Below are 14,531 nucleotides of genomic sequence, written 5' to 3'. Positions count from 1 at the left end.
GGCGTCAGGTGGGAGCCTGCGCCGCCTCCAGTTCCTCGCCGAGGAAGATCAGCAACAACAAGAGGTTGTCCGCGCAGGCGTGACTGATTTCGATATCGCGTACATGGCCGCCTGCAATTGCGGCCCGGGCGCGCATGATGAGGCCGTAGAGGCGTATAGCGTTCCAGATCGTGTGGAAGCGTAAAGTGGCCGCGCTGCCTGACCAACCGCCGGCATCACGGTAGGCTGCGAGGAACTGATCCCAGGGCATCATCCGAACGACGAAGTGCTTCACATAGCCAAGGTCTGCGGCCGGGTGGCCGATCTGCGCCAGTTCCCAGTCGAGGACGGCGGTAAGGCGGTCGCCTTCGGTGAGGCAGTTGTGGAAGCCAAGGTCGTTGTGGATCAGGCAGCGATCCGGGCCGAATAGTGCAAGGTTCGCATCGAGCCATTCCAGCGCGGCGTCGACGATGGCGCTGGCGATGCCGATCTCGCGGTGGCCCTGCGCGAAAGCGGCGACAACGGCGCGCAGGTCATCCTCGCAGGCGGGTTCTTGGCGCAGGCCCAGCGCGTGCAGCCGTTCGAGAGGGATCGCGTGAAGGCGGCCGATCTGGTGGGCGAGTTGCCGGGCGAGACCGGGACCTGAGGGAGGTTCGAACAGGCCGGCGTCGAGGGTGCCGCCCATGCGCTCCATCAGCATGAAAGGCAGGCCAACCGCGCTTTCGGCAGGTTCCAGCAGGAACGGGCGCGGCACCAGCAGGCCTTCGCTGTGGAGCAGGGCAAGAAGTTCGAATTCATCGGTGACGGTGGTGTCGGTAGCGCCGCCGTCCCAGTCCTGGCGCAGGATCATTGCCGGTGGGAGAGGTCCGGCGCCGCCATGTTCGACCAGCGCGGTGAGCTTGCAACGCCCTCCCGACAGGATGCGGCTGTGCACCAGCGCAAAGTCAGGGCCGCCCAGCGGATGGGCGCGCAGGTAGGTTTCCAGTGCCGCAGGGTCGAGTTGGCGCGCTCCGGCTGTCGGCGGGGCGATGCCCACCTCTGCGCGCCGTTCACGCTGGGCGGCGAAGGCCGTTTCCGAGGCGCGCAGTGCGGCAAGTTCGCACGCTGCGCTCACATCCTCTCGCGGGGCGCGGGGTCCGAGGGCCTGCGCAATCCGCGCAGTTACCGTGGCGCATTCGCGCAGGCGCCTGTCGCCGTCGCTGCCCGGCGGGCAGGCTCCGGCGTTGAGCGCGGCGCTGATCGTCTCTGCCACGCCCAGCAGGTGGCCGCGCAAAGTCGCCTCGTCGAAGGCCGGGAGTCGCAATGTCTCGGTCATGGCATCGCGCCCGACCATTGCAGCCACTCGTCGTCGCGCGACAGGCCCAGATTTTCGCGCCACCACGGCGGTGGGAAGCGCATGGTCGCGAATTCCGCCATGCCGATCCAGGTGCGCCCGCCCACATCCCAGGTCATCGGCGTGTGGGTGCAGAAGTAGCCTTCGCCGTAAGGTTGCAGGGCATAGCCGCCCGCGCTGCGCCCGCTCAGGGTGACGCGGCGGCCGAGGTGGTCGGTGATCGTGGCGGTGACGCCCTTGATGGCGAGGTGATCGTCGCCCAGCGCGAACTCGCTGCTGATGTCGGCGACGTAGGAAAACTCGCCGTCCAGCATCATGTAGCCGAGCATGAAGCGCCCCTTTGCGCCCCAGGCGGGGAAGGTGTTGATGTGGTTGTCGCCGTCGAGCGCAGCCATGATCCAGCGGTGCGCGAGAATCGAGCCGCCATCGCGTGCGCCCCAGCTATGGTCGAGGAAGCCCACCCCGTCGAAGGCGTGGTCCTTACCGCCGGCGGTGATGGTGCCGGTGACGCGCCCGATGGAATCGTAGTGCCCCTTGCCGATCGAGGCGCCCTGTCCGTCCATGTTCATGCCAACCGGGCCGGTGAAGGATTCGAACAGCACGTCGGTCTGGGCGCCGCCCTGATCCGCGCGGATGCGGCAGGAGCGCAAAGGGTCTGGCGTTTCGTAGTGGACGCCCTCCAGCCGGGTGCCCGTTACCGGGCCGTCCGGCAAGGGCAGTCCGGTACGCTTGCTGCAGGACACGACTTCGCCGTCCACCATCGTCCAGCTGTAGATCGAGGCATTGGCGCGGTTGGGGTGGATACCGATGCGGTGAAAGCCCGCTAGGCCGCGCATGGGATCGACGAAAGCGGCCAGCGAGCTTTCCTGCCAGTGCGGTTCAGCGCCGGGACTATGGTTGCCATCGTCCGCTGCGGTCAGGTGCGGTGCGTAGGGAAAGGCGCTCATACTCCGGCCTGCCCGCGCGGGTTGTAGCGCGTGTGGTGGCCGTTCAGGAAGAATTCCACCTGCGCGGCGCCCACGGTCCGGGTGCCGTCTGGCGCGATCGTGGTCACCTTGCACAAGTATTCCGGCCCCTGCACCATGGCCTCGCGCTGAACGCCTTCGCCGAAGGTGCTGGCCGCCGCCTGCCCGGTCACCGCATAGGGCGTATAGCGCGAGGGCTGATTCGAGAAGTCGAAGGCATCCCACTCGATCGCCAGTTCTTCCGAGCCGTGATAGGTGAAGAAGGTGCCGCCGTCCTTCCAGCTTCCGGGGTGGTAGCCCATGGTCTGGACGATCCACGGCGGTGCGGCCGGCTCGAATATCTGGTGCCAGATGCGGCCCTTGTTATCGGTCAGGTCCAGTTCGCCACGCACCAGCATGAGGTTTTTGTCCAGTTCCAGCCGGTGCTCGCCCGCCACGAGTTCCACCACTTCGTCCTCCCAGCCCCGGTAAAGGCGGCCGCCGAAGGGAGTGCCGAAGACGTCGTTCATCTTGGTCTGAACGCCGTCTTCTGTTTCGTGCAGGTGGTAGAAGCCGCTGAAGTCGCCGGTGTGGAAGCAGGTCCAGAACCGCAGAGCCCGTTTGGGTCCATTGTCGACCTCGCGCGGGGGTAGCAGCGAGGCTAGCGGAGAGAGCGGCGGACGCTCGGCGTAGAGCCCCCAGGAATGGTCGCGCGCGCCGTGCCAGCTATCGGGCGTCACGTCCCAGCGTTGGTCGCCGAGGCTGATCCAGCCGGTCGCCACGCCGGGCTGCGAATAGCGCGACTGGTCGGTGGTGCGCCGGCCCCGGTTGGTGGCGACGTGATGCTCCTCCAAAAACGCGGGCGAAGTGCCTTCCCAGGTGAGGTCGAACTCCATGCCGCTGTCGTTGGCGCCCAAAGTCAGGCGGATCGTGCGCAGCGGGGTGACGAAGGCGACTTTCCACGGGCCGACCTCGACATTGAAGTTGCGCCGCCAGGCGCGGTTGAAGCGCAGTGTCGTCTGGTGGCCGCGCACATTGAGCAGGGCATAGCCGCCGATCATGTCGCTATTGGGGTTGATCCGCGCGCCCGTGGCCAGATGCACGCCTTCCTCCGCGCTGAACACGCCGAAGTAGTAGCCATCGTCCCAGTTGTAATCGGTCGAGGGGATGTAGCTGAAGGGCCGCGATGCCTGATGCACCGGGAATTCGTCGTAAGGGGTGAGGGTTTCGCTCATCAGCCGATCTGCCCGCATTTGTAGACGTAGTCGTTCCACTGCACGTCCTGGCTTTCGCCGTAGCCGGTCAGCCCGTTCCACTGCCACTCGACAAGGGCGAGGTGAGTGCAGATGTTCGGCCAGTGGAAGCCGGGCACGGAGGCGATCACTTTTCCGGTCATCGTTTCCACGCGTCCGTCCTCGTCCTCGAATTCGATCTCGAAGCGTTCCGGCATGAGCATTTCGGCGTGGCGCCAGCACTTCTTGGATGCGCGCACGATGCGGCGCTGTTCGTCGCCGCGCGCGACCCAGCCGTCCTTGAAGATCTGGTCGGGTTTGAAGTCGATCTTGCCCAGCCATTCGGGGTTGCCGGCGGGATCGTCCAGGGAGCCGATGTTGAAGGCGACGCGGCCCTTGTCGAAGCTGCCGGTCACCCAGTTGTAGGGCGGGCCGGGGTTATGCAGTTCGGGGCGCAGTTCGCCCCAGCTCCGGTCGCGCACGGTGAAGCCGTCGACCTCGTGCGCTTCGCCGCGCAGGACCAGCGATCCGGTGGCGTGCATCACCTGCTCGAAATGCTGGTTGTTGCCGCGCATGACGGGGCGCCCAACTGCCTTCAGTGCGATATCGAAGCGGGTATCTCGAACTGCGTCATCATAAGTCATGCGGATGTGGCCGAGCGGCTCGATCGCCTCTACCCGAAGACCGTTGGGTACGGTTATCACCCGCCCGTCGCCCACTACCGGCCCGAGTTTCAGGTAGGCGGGCATGTCGAACACTTCGGCGGCAAGGTGGTGCCGCTTGATGCCCTGGTAGACGATCAGCCCGGCGGTCACGACATCGAGATTGGGGTGGCACCAGACGTAAACGAAGCAGTTGATCGCCTTTTCGGGGATGTTGAAACCCCAGTACCAGGTTTCGGTCATGGAATCGCCCTCGGCGCCCCAGCCGTGGTAGAATTCATCGTTCGGAACCGCTTCGCCGAAATGGCCGTGAAGGTTGGAATTCCAGTCCGTGGTGCTCTCGCTCATGGTCGGGTCCTCGCTTGGGGGGATTGGGGGAAGGTGGCCGGGCGGCGCAGCGCCAGCAGGCCCAGGAAGAAGGCAAGGGAGCCGAGGCCGGACACGTAGCCCAGCACCGGCAGGAAGGCGGGTGCAACGCGCAACACGCCCAGCGTCATTGTTGTCGCAGCGGCAAGCGCCAGCAGGCCGAAAATGATGCGCAAAGTGCCGCCTAGCGTGTCTGCCCATGCGCCCTGCGCCACCCCGGACAGGAAGCGAGCGCCATCGCCGCGCGCCTCCTGCAGGGCGATGAGTACATAGAGTGCGACGATCAGGTTGCCCCACCACAATGTGAGCAGCACCCAGGCCACTTGCATGGCCAGGCCATTGTGGCGCTCGCGCCAGCCTATCCATGTCACTGCCAGTAAAAGGCCGGTCATGAGGTCGAGGTTGATGAACAGCTGCCAGGGATTGGCGGCGCCAGCCAACCAGACGTCCATGCCAGCGCCGTGGCCGATATCGTCGCCTATCGCGATGTTGATGCCGCAGCCCACCATCGCGATGATGACGAGGATACTGGGCCAAACCAGCGGAGGAAGGTTGCGCGGCATGGTCAACGGCCTTTCCAGACGGGTGCGCGTTTCTCCGTGAAGGCGCGCTTGCCTTCGGTGCCGTCCTCGCTTTCCATCACGGTAAGCGCGATCGGGAAGTTGGCGATGTCGAGCGCATCGGCCAGCGGCATGTCGAGGCTGGCGCGTAGCACTTCCCGGTTGCAGCGGATGGCGAGCGGGGCGCAGACGGCGATCTCGCCGGCCCAGCGGCGGGCGGTTTCCATCAGCGATGCGGCCGGGGTCACCTCGCTTACGAAGCCGAGACGGTATCCCTCGGCGGCATCAACCGCGCGGCCGGTCAGGACCATCGCCAGCGCCTGTTTCTCGCCGACGATGCGCGGCAGCCGTTGCAGCCCGCCCGCCAGCGGTGACCAGCCAACTTTCGCCTCGGGCAGCGCGAAACGGGCGGTGTCTGCGGCGATAACGATGTCGCAGGCAAGCGCCATTTCGAAGCCGCCGCCAATGCAGACGCCGTTGACGGCCGCAACGATCGGCAGCGGATAGTCGGTACGTCCGGTCAGGCCGCCGAAGCCGCTGGCGGCGATCTCCATCACCCCGGTTTCAAGGTTGTCGCGCAAGTCGTAGCCGGAACAGAAAGCGTCACCCTCTCCGGTGAGGATGATGCAGCGCAGGCCCTCCCGGTTGGCAAGTGTATCGAACACGGTATCGAGTTCGTGGTGTGCGGCCGGATGGAGCGCGTTGCGGCGTTCCGGGCGGTTCAAAGTGACGACGGCGACGACGCCGTCGGTCTCCAGACGACAAAAATGCCGCTCGATGTCTACGCTACCGCTCATGCCTCTCCCGCATTTTGGTTATCTAGCGAACTATATCGTTGTACCGCGCCTTCTCGGGACCGCAAGAGCAATTCGCCCGCGATGGGTAAGTTGGGTTATGCAGAGGAGGTCGAGGTGTTGGGCTGGACCGGCTTCGGCGCGATGCGATCATCGGCGCAATGGCTGCCAATTGCCTGAAGGATAGGGTGCGGATTGGGCAGGGGAGGCGTTAGGGCGCAGAGTACCAGGCCCTGTATTCAGGGTGATGATCCTCAGCCAAAGGCGCTAAAGCCGCTTTGGGAACGCGCTATTTATACTCGATGAGCAGCATCTTGTGCGCGCGCAGACTGGCCCACCAGAAGCCGAGTTGCCCGAAGCAATGAGGCACCTTGCCCAGCACGATATGCGTTGCGTAGATCGCGCCAGAGCGGCGATAGACACGCCACCAGAGTGCAGGCCAGAAAAGCCAGAACGGCGGAAGCGCCCAGAGCAGGTTGCTCACCACGTGCTTGATGAGCTTGGGATCTTCGGCTCCGCGGCGGTGCCAGGCTTCCGCTCCGGCATAGCCGCTGCGCCGGTTTCTCTGCCACCATTGCCACCAAGAGGTCATCGCTACGTCGTGAAGCGTCATCTCGTCGGGCAGGCGGACAATCTTCCAGCCACGACGCCGCATCCGGTGACACAGGTCATCGTCCTCTGCGGCGATAAGGCCTGCGTCGTAGCCGTCCACCTCCAGCATCGCATCGACCCTGACAAGCGCATCCCCGCCGCAGCTGTCGACGGGGCCGGCTAGACCATCCCACTCGATGTCGCAAACGTGATTGAAGACGGTACGGTCGGGATAGCGTTCGCGCCGGCGGCCAAAGACCACGGCGGTACGGGCATCTTTTGCGATCCCCGCCAGCCCCGCTTGGATCCAGCCGGAATTCAGTTCGCAGTCGCCGTCGATGAACTGGACGAACTGCGTGTCCGGCCAAAGTGTCCGCATCCGGGCAAAGCCGGTATTGCGGCCGCGCGCGGCCGTGAACGGCAGGGAGGCATCGAGTTCGATCACCTCGATGCCCAAGCTGCGCCCCAGGGCGGCACTGCCGTCCTTCGAACCGGAGTCCACGTAGATGACCCGCCCGCAAGCTCGCTTTGCCGATAGCAGGCACGGGCGCAGCCTTTCGCCTTCGTTGCGCCCGATCACCACAACGCCAACGGCGGCGTCCTTTGGGACACCGTGCCTGCCGGCCTCATATTGCATACTCGACATCGCGCACTCATCCTGTTTTTCAAGCAAGCATGGCCGCCCCCGCAACGAGGAAGGCGGGGCGTTTCAGATCGGAGCCGGAGGGATGAGTTTCAGCCAGGTCGGCAATGCCTCCTGCCAGAGCGCGCTGGCACGTTGGCGCGGCGACAGGCCGCGCGCCAGCGCCGCGATCTCGCGCCGCTTCAATCCCGATCTCTCGCAGAAATAGGGGTGGCGCGTGCGGTGGGCAAAATAACCATAGAACAGCGCGGCGCGGTCCTTGTCGTAGGCGGGGGCACCGCGGTGAAAGAAGCGCGCCGTGTCGGCGAACACGACGGTTCCGACCGGACCTGTGCAACTGACGATGCCCTGCGCATAGTCGGCGCCGAGCCGCTTCTTCAGCACTTCGGCAGTGCCGAATTCAAAGGCGTAGCGATCATCGACACCCTGCGATTCGTCGACGCGGCTGATCAGTTCGAACGGACCGCCACGGTCGGTCACGTCGCTGCAGTAGACCGCGAGCTTTATCATCTTGCGATCTTCGCGGTCGCGGTGCCACTGGCGGGGGCCCAGCTCGGTTCCGTCCGCCACCGTGTAGACGAGCGCCATGCCGTCATAGGCAGCAGGCAGGCCGATGTAGGCTTCGGCGATATTCAGCAGCCGTTCGTCGAGGCCCCAATGGAAGATCTCCGGATTTTCGACCGTTGCGGAGGCCGGGGCACAAGTGAACTCGCGCCCGGCACTGGCATCCCGCCGGGCGTTTTCGGTGCAGTTGCTCGCAACCTTTTGCGCCGCGCGAAGCATTTCTGTGGAGCCCTTGAGACCTAGTGCTTCCAGCGAGGTGATGAATATCCCGTCGCGCTCCAGCCCTTCCACTATTTCCCGGTCGAGCCCGTCCAATTTCGGCAGCGAAGGGCGATAGGTCTCCAGCGCTTCGTTATAGCGCCGCCAGAGCCGCCGCCGGATCATCGAAGTATTGGAAATATTGAAGGCCAGCTTTGCCGGTCTGTCGCCGAGGCGGTTCAGAATTTTCTGGGAAAGGGACTTCGACATTCCGAATCCTTCGATAGGGCGAACCTTAACGATGCCGCAGCTTGATCTGGCATTCGGCAAGAGCCATGGGCCACATCTGATACGCTACAGCAACATAAACAACCCGGTGTTTCCGGTCCTGAGTTCTCCCAATTCCGTAGTCAGATCATATAACTATTCTAGCCAGATCGGTGCCGCTGGCTGGCATCTGCCTCACGCGGAATCGCAACTCAGGAGAGCGCCCGTCGTCATGCCCTTGTCACTCGTTCAGGAAGGCGGCGGGGCACAGGAGACGCCGCGCGTTCTTGTGATCGGTGGAACTGGCTTCGTCGGTCGCCATCTTGTCACGCGGCTTGCGGAGTGCGGGCGGCGCTCACGCGTGCTGACCCGCGATCCGCAGGCTGCGCAGGCAGCTTTGACCTCCGGCCTGGTCGAACTGGTGAAGGGGAGCTACCGCGATCCTGCCGCGCTGGATGCCGCGCTGGACGGAGTCGATGCGGTCTACCATCTCGCCAAGGGTGAGGGCCGTAACTGGCAGGAGTATCTCGACAACGATGTAGAGCCGACGCGCCAGGTCGCGGAAGCTGCACTGCGCCGCGGCGTGCGCCGGTTCATCTATGTCGGATCGATCGATTCCTATGCTTCAGGCAATGCGGCGGACCGCATCGACGGTTCGACGGCGCTCGACCCCCGCATAGATCGCCGTAATCATTACGCGCGGTCGAAGGCGGTCTGCGAAGAGATGCTGCTGACGATGGCGCGGGAGCGGGGGCTGCCGCTGGTGATCCTGCGCCTGGGGATCGTGATCGGCGCGGGCAGTTCGCCGATCCATTACGGCGTCGGTCGCTTCAAGGCATGGAACCGGCTGACTTACTGGGGGGATGGCAGGCACAACCTTCCCTTCGTGCTTGTCGAGGATGCCGCCGATGCGCTCGTTCGCGCGCTTGACGTACCCGCCGTCGAGGCGCGCAGTTTCCTGATCGCCGATGCTCCGCTTCTTTCGGCGAGGGACTATGTTGCGGCGATGCAGGCGCGTTCGGGGGGCAAAGTACACGCCGCGCCTCGCCCCATCTGGCGGTACTGGCTGGAGGACTTCGCGCGCGGACTGGTCAAGACCGCCATCCGCCATCCCAATAGACATCTGTCCAGTCTCCACGACTGGCGATGCCGATCCCACAGCGCCACGTATGATGCAGCGCAGAGCATCACTGCCTTGGGCTGGCGTCCCGCAGGCACCCGTCAGGCCCTGATCGAGCGCGGCATCTATCCTGCGGTCGAGGCCATGACGTGACGCCGGCCTGATCCGGGGCAGACTCGCTGCTCAGGCGGGGATTTCCTTGCCCTCGAAATCGAACAGCTTGCCGCTGTCGGGCAGTTTCAGACCTTCGATCACGTCGAGCAATTGCAAGGCTGCCCGTTCGGCATCGAACAGTTTACCCGGCTGGACATTGCCCTGGAACGGCCGGGACAGCGCGGTGTCAACCGTGCCGGGGTGCAGTGCCACGACGACCGCGCGGTCATTGCGGCGCCGTTCCTCGATCGCGAGACTGCGCACCAGCATATTGAGCGCTGCCTTCGATGCGCGGTAGCCGTACCACCCGCCGAGGCGGTTGTCGGCGATAGATCCGACCCGCGCCGACAGCGCCGCAAACACAGGCCGCCCGACTTTTGGCAGGAGCGGCAGAAAATGCTTCGCCACCAGCGCGGGACCGATTGCGTTCACAGCATAGACTTGTGCCAGCCACGCCGGATCAAGATCGCCCAGCGCCTTTTCAGGTCCGTGATCTGCCGTATGCAGCAGGCCGGTGGCGACGATCACCAGAGCGGGCGGAGGTCCCTTGGCGACATGGGCGGCGGCGGCAGCGATGCTCCCCTCGTCGAGCAGATCGAGATGCTGCGGCCCGCTGCGTGACCGGGCGAAACCGTGCACCGCGCCGAAGGTGCCTTCTTCGATCAGCGCTGCCTCGAATGCCCCGCCGATCCCGCCGGATGCGCCGATGACGACGGCGGAGGTTTTGCCCGCGCCGCTCATGCCCGGGTGAACCGCCAGCGATCGGTGTCGCTTTCTTCCGCGTCGAAGCGGTATCCGTCGCTGTCGAAGCCGCGCATCGCGTCTATGTCGGTAACGTGATGCTCACACAGCCAGCGGGCCATCATGCCCCGCGCGCGCTTGGCATTGAAGCTGATGAAACGCGGGCCATTCGGGCCGGGCTCGCGGAACTCGACCTCGATCACGCGCACGCCGTCCAGCTTGCCCTTCACGGCTGCGAAATATTCCAGGCTGGCGAGGTTGAGTATGACATTCGAGCCCTCCTCAGCCAGCTGGGCGCGCAGGAACTCGGCGATACGGTCGCCCCACCAGTCGGTCAGGCTCTTGTGACGCGGTGCCCAGCGGGTTCCCATTTCCAGGCGGTAGGGGCGGATCGCATCAAGGGGCTTGAGCAGGCCGTAGAGGCCCGACAGCATCCGCACATGGTCCTGCGCAAAAGCGATGCCTGCTTCGTCCAGCGAATATGCCTCGAAACCGGTGTAGACGTCGCCGGCGAAGGCGAACAGTGCCTGCCGTTCTGGCAACTCGGCGAAGTCACGGAAGCGATCGGCATTGAGCTTGGCCAGACGCGGCGAGATGTGCATCAGCTCCGACAATCGCTTCTGCGTCAGGTTCGCGGCCGATCGGGCAAGGCCCTGCGCTTCCTCTGCGAAATGCGGTGTCGACACGGCAAGGGGTGGAAGCTGGCGCTCGAAGTCGAGCGTCTTGGCGGGGGACAGCAGAGCGATCATGGGGCTGGCGGTAGCGACGGTGGCCGCTTGCGTCAAACCGTAGGCTGGGCGCCTGCGGTCATGATCCGGTCAAGTATAATGCCTGCAGCCGCGCGCGACCTCTATCGTCCAGACCGCACGCGGCGGCGAGATAGTGCTCGAACGAACCCCATCGTTCCAGCAGAACCGCGTCTGCACTGGCGAGGTATTCGGTGTGGGCGCCCAGCATGACCTGGGCAGCGCCGGGGATTCCTGCCTCCAGTTCGGCCAGCCGGTGGTCCCCCGCAAAGGCGGCAAAGGCGCGTGCGTAAGTGGCGTTGGTGAGAAGGTAGTCGGCGCTAACGTCATCCTCGACCACGCCCAGCGCGCGCAGCAGCATGGCGGTGACGAAGCCGGTGCGGTCCTTGCCCGCCGCGCAGTGGATCAGCACCGCCCCTTCGCTTCCCTGCGCCAGCAAGGCGCTGAACAGGCTGGTGAGCGCCTCGGCGAGGTCCTGCGTGAAATCGGCGTAGACCTTGCGCATCGCCGCACGGAAATCGCTGAGCCCGACATTGTCGAGGCGCATCATCCGCGTCAGGTCGGCATTGGCGCTGCCTTCGGCGCCGGTCCATACGGTTCCGGGCCGGGTAGCCCAGCGGCTGGGGAAAGCATCGCGCTCCATGCGGCTGCGCAGGTCGACGACGAGGTCTATGCCGAGGGGGGCCAGTTTATCGTGGTCGGCATCGGTCAGGGTGTGCAGGCTCGAAGCGCGGTAGAGGCGACCGGGTGCGACGGTACGGCCGTCGCCGGTCCGCCAGCCGGCGACATGACGGAAGTTGTGCGCGCCTTCGAGAGCCAGGATGCGGTCCAGATGGGCGCGGGGGAATTCAAGCGTGTCGGTCATGCATGGCCTTCAGCATGGTAGCAGTCGCAGGGGGTATCGCGGCAAGGCTGGCGTCGGACAGCCCGAACGGCGGCAGCGGCACGCCCAGCAGCGAGGCGCGCGATCCGTCGCCGGATCGGAACATGTGCGTCACCGTCTGCACCAGACTGCCGACTTGTCCACCGTGATGGACAAGCGGCACGGTTTCCACCACCCGGCCGCCCGCAGCCTCGATCAGTGCGTGGCTGGCCATCGCGTTCTTGCGCCACAGCCGCCGACAAACGATGAACAGGCCGCAAGGCACTCCGGCAAGCAGGGCCGGGGCCGGCGGTGAGCGCAGGAATGACTGGATCGGGACCGCAGGAGCATCGCCCCAGGTGTTCGACAGGATTACCGCCCCGTCGAAGGGCTGCCCGGGCAGGCTCAGGTCGTCCAGTCCCACCTTGAAGGTGGTGCCGCGCTGGGCCGACTGGGTCCAGAACTTGGCATCCGCGATTTTAAAGGGCCGGGTGGGCGTTCGTTCGCCGGGCGTGAACACGATGCGGCGGGAAGAAACCTCCCAACCCCGCGCAGCGGCCTCGGCGCAGATCAGCGCGCTGGCACGTGCGGCCTGCCCGGTGAGTGAATAGTGGAGGACGAGAAGGCGCGGCATGTTTTGGTCAGCCCTTCTCGATCCGGGCGTGGCACCGATCGAGAACGGTGACGTCCCGTGCCGGAACGCGGGCCCGAAAGCGTAGCAGGTCGCCGTCTTCGAAGAACTCGAAACGCAGAGTGTCGCCGGGCAGAACCGGGCGCGAGAAGCGCACGAACATGGCCTTCAGGCGCGTCTGGTCGTACCCGCAGAACGCGGCGATGATTGCCCGGGCGGCGATGCCGTTGGTGCACAGCCCATGCAGGATCGGACGATCGAACCCGGCCTTCGCGGCCACGGCGGGATCGGCGTGGAGGGGGTTCCAGTCGCCGCTCAAACGGTAGAGCAGGGCGAGGCCCGGCCTTATGGCGATTTCCACCGTCTGATCCGGTTGGCGGTCGGGCAGGGAGGCTGGCTGCGCTTCCGTTTCGCCGAAACCGCCCTGGCCGCCGTTGCCGCGCAGGATCAAGGTCTGGCGGACCGTGGCGAGGTGGACGCCGCTGGCATCGTCATAGAGCTTCTTGCGCTGGTGCAGCAGGGCGCCCTTTTCCGGCCCCTTGTCCTCCAGTCCGCTGACGCTGACTTCTCCGCGGATGTCGCCGCTGGCGGGCATCGTGGCGTGAATTTCGAAATACTGCTCGGCGTGGAGCACCTTGACCCAGTCGATGCCATATTGCGGGTCCTGCGCCCAGAAACCGGGGTGGCACAGGATGTTCGCCATGCTCGGCATGGCCCTCAGGTTCTTTTCGTAGACGAAGGGCAGTTCATCCGCATTGAGCGGGTCTTCGCCGAAACCAAGGCCAAGCGCATAAAGAATGGTATCACGCGCGGTGAGAGGCTGAACGACGCCCGGCAGGTCCAGATTGGCGATGGCGTCGACCTTGAGGGTCATGGCAGTTCGTCTCCCTTGCATTTGCTTCTGCGTCCATATAGTTCGCATACGAACAAATAAACAATGTCTTTGTTTTGTCAGGCAGTGCGATGATACCCGCACCGGCTATTAGCGGACCATTGCGGAGAGCGATTTTGGCAAGTGCGATCAGGCCCTGGCGGTTGGAGATTCCGCAATCCGACCTCGACGATCTGGCCCTGCGCCTCGCCCGCACGCGTCTGCCCGAAACGGAAACGGTGGAAGGCTGGGAGCAGGGCGTCCCGCGCGACCGCCTTGCAGATCTGCTGGCTTATTGGCGCGATGGGTACGACTGGCGGCGCTGCGAAGCCAGGCTCAACGATCTGGGCCAGTTCCGCACCGAGATCGACGGGCTGGACATTCATTTCCTGCATGTCCGCTCACGCCATGAAAATGCCCTGCCGATCGTCCTGACCCATGGCTGGCCGGGGTCGGTAGTGGAGTTCCTCAAGGTGATCGGCCCGCTAACCGACCCCGAAAGTCATGGCGGTGAGGCGCGCGATGCGTTCCATGTCGTGGTGCCCTCGCTCCCCGGATTTGGCTTTTCGCAAAGGCCTTGCGCGGCGGGCTGGGGCGTTGAGCGGATCGCTGCGGCTTGGGGCGAGTTGATGCGTCGCCTCGGGTACGCCCGCTACGTCGCACAAGGCGGAGACTGGGGATCGAGCGTGACCATCCAGATGGGCGTTCAGGCACCTGAGGGGCTGGCAGGCATCCACCTCAATATGGTGGCAGCCCGGCCCGCAACGCTGGACGAACCCTTGGCGGAAGATGAAGTGGAGGCCCTGCGTCTGCTTAAACTCTATGCCGAGGTCGAGTCCGCCTATGCCCGCCAGCAGTCGACGCGGCCGCAGACGCTGGGTTATGCGCTGGCCGATTCGCCGGCAGGGCAGGCGGCATGGATCTACGAGAAGTTCCAGCGTTGGAGCGACTGCGGCGGCGATCCTGAAACGATCCTAACCCGCGACGAACTGCTCGACGACATCATGCTTTACTGGCTGCCCAATTGCGCGGCCTCATCAGCACGGCTCTACTATGAGAGCATGAAGGCGTTCCGCCCGTTCCGCGTTGATCTGCCCGTGGGGGTGAGCAATTTCCCTAAGGAAATCATCCCCATCCCGCGCAAGTGGGCGGATCAGGTGTTTCCCAGGATCATGCACTGGGGAACGCCCCCACGCGGCGGCCACTTCGCGGCCTTCGAGCAGCCGGAACTGTTCGTGGGCGAACTTCGCACCTGTTTCGCAGCCTTGCGCTGA

Annotated in this window: 15 protein-coding genes; 2 read left to right on the top strand and 13 right to left on the bottom strand. The window is 64.9% G+C overall.

The window, feature by feature from the left end:
* Window positions 1-4: 4 nt before the first annotated feature.
* The 8 genes from GVL61_RS08760 to GVL61_RS08725 all read right to left on the bottom strand — a co-directional run bounded on the left by GVL61_RS08760 (window position 5) and on the right by GVL61_RS08725 (window position 8,136).
* Window positions 5-1,294, bottom strand: coding sequence for a phosphotransferase family protein (locus GVL61_RS08760; RefSeq protein ID WP_159979038.1), 1,290 nt, complete (start codon window positions 1,292-1,294; stop codon window positions 5-7).
* Window positions 1,291-2,259 (bottom strand): hypothetical protein, encoded by a 969-nt coding sequence (locus GVL61_RS08755; protein WP_159979036.1) that lies wholly within the window; start codon window positions 2,257-2,259, stop codon window positions 1,291-1,293. The genes GVL61_RS08760 and GVL61_RS08755 overlap by 4 nt, the downstream gene beginning before the upstream one ends.
* Window positions 2,256-3,491: a hypothetical protein gene (locus GVL61_RS08750; RefSeq protein WP_159979034.1), complete on the bottom strand. Its 1,236-nt coding sequence runs from the start codon at window positions 3,489-3,491 to the stop codon at window positions 2,256-2,258. The genes GVL61_RS08755 and GVL61_RS08750 overlap by 4 nt, the downstream gene beginning before the upstream one ends.
* Window positions 3,491-4,498 (bottom strand): hypothetical protein, encoded by a 1,008-nt coding sequence (locus tag GVL61_RS08745; RefSeq protein ID WP_159979032.1) that lies wholly within the window; start codon window positions 4,496-4,498, stop codon window positions 3,491-3,493. The genes GVL61_RS08750 and GVL61_RS08745 overlap by 1 nt, the downstream gene beginning before the upstream one ends.
* Window positions 4,495-5,079 carry a hypothetical protein gene (locus GVL61_RS08740; protein ID WP_159979030.1) on the bottom strand — a complete coding sequence of 195 codons (585 nt, stop codon included), beginning with the start codon at window positions 5,077-5,079 and terminating at the stop codon, window positions 4,495-4,497. Before GVL61_RS08740 ends, GVL61_RS08745 begins: the two co-directional genes overlap by 4 nt.
* A gap of 2 nt (window positions 5,080-5,081) precedes the next feature.
* The gene (locus GVL61_RS08735; protein WP_159979028.1) at window positions 5,082-5,873 is read right to left on the bottom strand and encodes an enoyl-CoA hydratase-related protein; all 792 of its coding nucleotides are present in this window, start codon (window positions 5,871-5,873) and stop codon (window positions 5,082-5,084) included.
* A gap of 286 nt (window positions 5,874-6,159) precedes the next feature.
* On the bottom strand, window positions 6,160-7,107 hold the full coding sequence (locus GVL61_RS08730) for a glycosyltransferase family 2 protein (protein WP_200844684.1): 948 nt from the start codon (window positions 7,105-7,107) through the stop codon (window positions 6,160-6,162).
* A 63-nt stretch (window positions 7,108-7,170) separates the two neighbouring features.
* Complete coding sequence (locus GVL61_RS08725; protein WP_235037588.1) at window positions 7,171-8,136, bottom strand: hypothetical protein; 966 nt, start codon at window positions 8,134-8,136, stop codon at window positions 7,171-7,173.
* 229 nt (window positions 8,137-8,365) lie between these two features.
* On the opposite strand from GVL61_RS08725, the gene GVL61_RS08720 reads away from it, so the two are divergent.
* Complete coding sequence (locus tag GVL61_RS08720) at window positions 8,366-9,406, top strand: NAD(P)-dependent oxidoreductase (RefSeq protein ID WP_159979026.1); 1,041 nt, start codon at window positions 8,366-8,368, stop codon at window positions 9,404-9,406.
* Between the two features lie 30 nt (window positions 9,407-9,436).
* Here the strand turns inward: GVL61_RS08720 and GVL61_RS08715 are convergent, their stop codons facing one another.
* Genes GVL61_RS08715 through GVL61_RS08695 form a run of 5 tightly spaced genes read right to left on the bottom strand, consistent with a single transcriptional unit; the run spans window position 9,437 to window position 13,260 of the window.
* Window positions 9,437-10,147: an SDR family NAD(P)-dependent oxidoreductase gene (locus GVL61_RS08715; protein ID WP_159979024.1), complete on the bottom strand. Its 711-nt coding sequence runs from the start codon at window positions 10,145-10,147 to the stop codon at window positions 9,437-9,439.
* On the bottom strand, window positions 10,144-10,896 hold the full coding sequence (gene yaaA / locus GVL61_RS08710) for a peroxide stress protein YaaA (RefSeq protein WP_159979022.1): 753 nt from the start codon (window positions 10,894-10,896) through the stop codon (window positions 10,144-10,146). The genes GVL61_RS08715 and yaaA overlap by 4 nt, the downstream gene beginning before the upstream one ends.
* Window positions 10,897-10,954: 58 nt before the next feature.
* Window positions 10,955-11,758, bottom strand: coding sequence for a tyrosine-protein phosphatase (locus GVL61_RS08705; protein ID WP_159979020.1), 804 nt, complete (start codon window positions 11,756-11,758; stop codon window positions 10,955-10,957).
* Window positions 11,742-12,389 (bottom strand): hypothetical protein, encoded by a 648-nt coding sequence (locus GVL61_RS08700; protein ID WP_159979018.1) that lies wholly within the window; start codon window positions 12,387-12,389, stop codon window positions 11,742-11,744. The genes GVL61_RS08705 and GVL61_RS08700 overlap by 17 nt, the downstream gene beginning before the upstream one ends.
* Before the next feature lie 7 nt (window positions 12,390-12,396).
* Complete coding sequence (locus GVL61_RS08695; protein ID WP_159979016.1) at window positions 12,397-13,260, bottom strand: MaoC/PaaZ C-terminal domain-containing protein; 864 nt, start codon at window positions 13,258-13,260, stop codon at window positions 12,397-12,399.
* A 134-nt stretch (window positions 13,261-13,394) separates the two neighbouring features.
* Between GVL61_RS08695 and GVL61_RS08690 the strand changes: the two genes are divergently transcribed.
* Window positions 13,395-14,531: an epoxide hydrolase family protein gene (locus GVL61_RS08690; RefSeq protein WP_159979014.1), complete on the top strand. Its 1,137-nt coding sequence runs from the start codon at window positions 13,395-13,397 to the stop codon at window positions 14,529-14,531.

The organism is Novosphingobium sp. 18050, from assembly GCF_902706195.1.
Lineage (GTDB): Bacteria > Pseudomonadota > Alphaproteobacteria > Sphingomonadales > Sphingomonadaceae > Novosphingobium.
Note: the sequence above shows the minus strand (reverse complement) of the source record. Positions and strands in the feature narration are given on the sequence as shown.